Genomic DNA, 3,212 nt, shown 5'->3' with positions numbered 1-3,212 from the left:
GAGTATTCTACATATATCATAGTACTTTCATATAAAAATTTAATTTCTGTTACTTTATTAAGACTAGGTGGTATTCTCTCAATTATTTCTCCAGACGGAGAAATAATTGATAATGAAAATTTATCTGGTTTAGAAACCAATATTTCAAATTTTATATTTTTTTGACTTTTATCTATCTTAAGCTCAATACTCTTAGTATCACCTGTTTCGGCTATAGTTCCAGATGTATGAGTATCTGAATCTCCTTGATTTCCATTTGCCACAACTACATTTATACCTTTCACCTTTGAAATCTCATCTATATATCTCTCAATAAAGGATAGTCCATTATGAGGACCAATATTTGTACCTAAAGGTACAAGTATTACCATAGGTATTTTTAACCTACGAGATAAATCGTATAAATACTTAATACCTGAAAATACAACTGAGGTTGAAAAAGCAGGTATATCGCCGTATACCCCAAAATCATCTCTTATTGCTAATACTGCGGGGCTTAACTTTACAACAGCAAAATTGCATTTTGGTGCTACTCCTCTAACTGCGGGGTTTGCACCTCTAGCTCCTATAATTGATGCCATACTAGTACCATGACCATTTGCATCCTTTGCTGGTACTATTTTATAAGGATCCTCACCATTTCTCTTAGCCTTAATTGCTTTATTTATTTCTTCTCTTGTATACTCACTGCCTCCGTACTGACCTTCAGGTAGTTTCCCACTAGAAATATCTTGATCCCAAATAGCTAAAATTCTTGAGGTGTCATCTTCATTAATAAACTCCTCATTTAAATAATCTATACCAGTATCAACTATACCTATAGTAACGCCCCGTCCGTCTAATGGTAAATAAATACTGTTATGAAACGCAGTTACTCCCGATGATTCTACTGGTGAAATATCACATAATGTATGTAGTACAGTAGGAACTGCATAAATAATTACATCAGAAAGTTTATTAATTACTTCATTTAAATCTCCTTGTACCGCTAATATTGCATGATTTTTATCAGCAATAAAAATACGGGCATTGGGGATTTTTTTTACAGCACCAGCAACATCCCCCTGATATTCTATAGTTGCAAAGATAGTGTCTTGTAATGTAAAAAACTCCTTATCTGTAATATTCTCTATATCGTTTTTTAATCTACTTTCACTTCTAACATTAGCTAATTTTAGTAAATTTAAAGATTCATAGGCACATACAGTACCATAACCCCAGCTAGGATCTGGATAAAGTATCTCTATCCTATCTCTTTTTGCACCTTTTGAAAGATAATATTTAAGCCTATCTCCATAAAGAAATGGATCATTGCCCTTAACTATTCCCCATTGTAAAAGTAATGCACATATTCCTGCTACATGAGGTGCAGCCATTGAAGTTCCACTTTTAGTATCAAACCCATTATTTGATACTGTAGATAATATTTGCTCTCCTGGGGCTACTATATCTGGTTTGGTAAATGAAGTTTTATAAAACTTTCCCCTGCCTGAAAAGGATGAAAAAGTATTTGTCCTATTGTTATAGCTACCCACTGATATTACACTCTCTACTGTAGCTGGAATTCCTAAGGTATTATATACACTAGGCTCAAGAAACCTTGTTTTTGGATTAAGAACTTCTGTAATAGGAAGCCATATATCATATACTCCCCTATATTTATTAAGTACTTTTAAAGTTAATTTCCATTCACCACTTGGTAAAGATTCTAAAGCTGGCAAAATACTTATAGATATTTCTCCATTTATATCAAAGGGTTTAGGACCTGTGTCGTAAATAATACATTTATCAACTCCTATATTAACTTCTCTATATCCATCACGAAGAATTATTTCTCCACTTTTTTCACCTAATGGGTTCTCTATCTGAATAGACATATCAACCAAAAGTGGTTTGTATAATTGTAACGTTATGGTCATTTCAAAATCTGATACACTTAAAGGAATGAGATTCACATCACTTAATTCACCACCTACATGATGATCTGCCTCTCCTTCATTACCTGCTGCAATAACTATTGCTACTCTTTCAAGCTTGCATATAGTTTCTATATATTGTTCTAAAAGACTAGTACCGTTATGGGCCCCATCATTAGTACTTAAACTAATATTTATAGTAAGTGGTTTGTTACTTTCATTTGCCTTATCTACAAGAAACTTTATTCCTCTCATAATCTGAGTACTTAACGCAAAATTCAAAAAACCATATCTCGTAATTTTCACCATGGCAATCGAACTTTTAAAAGCTACACCATAGTTTTCCTTTGGTATTTTACCTCCTGCACAAGCTATTCCAGCCACATGTGTTCCATGATTTATAGGATCTTTTACATTTACAATAGCATATGGGTCTGGTGCTTTTAAAGCTTCATTTATTTGAACCTTATTATAAACTTTTCTATTCTCGCCTAAATCATAAATAAAATCAATTCTTGTATTTCCATCCTCATCTCTGAAAGCAGGATGAGTATAGTCTATGCCAGTATCAATAAATCCAACTAGTACACCTTCTCCAGTTAAGCCATACCTATCCCAAGCATTTGGAACACAACAAGCCTTATTACTTTCAAAATCAGAAGTAAATAAAACCTTAGGTAGCTCCACATATTGCACCCCTTCTATTTGAGATGCTTTGCGTATATCTTCAGACTTTAAAGTAACAATACCAAAACCAAAACCTAAATTTTCAAATGCTCCACCTATCTGCTCCACAGACTTAGTTACTTTATCTAAATTATTTCCAAACAAAACTACTATTTCTATATTTCCTTTATTAATTTTTTCATTTTGTGATAAAGAAGTTACCTTGTATAGTAACTGTTCTGGTATTTTATTTAATAAGTTTAATTTAGAGTCAAACTTGTTAATTTCTATGTTAATCTCCTCCTGAAAATATAGCTATATATAATATATTATTCAAATATTCCTTAATAAAAACCCTTCGCATCCATATTTTTTTGATTGTGCCTTACTTCTCAACTAAGTATTATTTAGGTAATCTTATAAATAAATTACCCACATAATACTCATTTTCATCCATTGGTTTTTCAATAACTATATCATCATTTCTTCTAAATTCATTAATTTTTAATCTAATATTATCAAAAATTCCCTTCAGATTAACCATACCATATCCCCACTGTGGATTAGGATATATGTCACCTTCCCGCTTTAATGCGCCTCCTATTAAATAAGTTTTAACTTTTGTGGCAT

At 32.1% G+C, this 3,212-nt stretch carries 2 protein-coding genes; both read right to left on the bottom strand.

The window, feature by feature from the left end:
* Positions 1 to 2,828 (bottom strand): S8 family peptidase (locus tag BM027_RS18625; RefSeq protein WP_242943366.1); only part of this gene is annotated, 2,828 nt, incomplete at its 3' end.
* Positions 2,829 to 2,985: 157 nt separating this feature from the next.
* On the bottom strand, positions 2,986 to 3,212 hold a 227-nt coding region (locus BM027_RS18340), incomplete at its 5' end, for a hypothetical protein (RefSeq protein WP_175560027.1).

Origin of the sequence: Clostridium uliginosum (assembly GCF_900112485.1) — a bacterium.
GTDB lineage: Bacteria > Bacillota > Clostridia > Clostridiales > Clostridiaceae > Clostridium > Clostridium uliginosum.
This window is presented reverse-complemented; position numbering and strand designations above follow the sequence as displayed.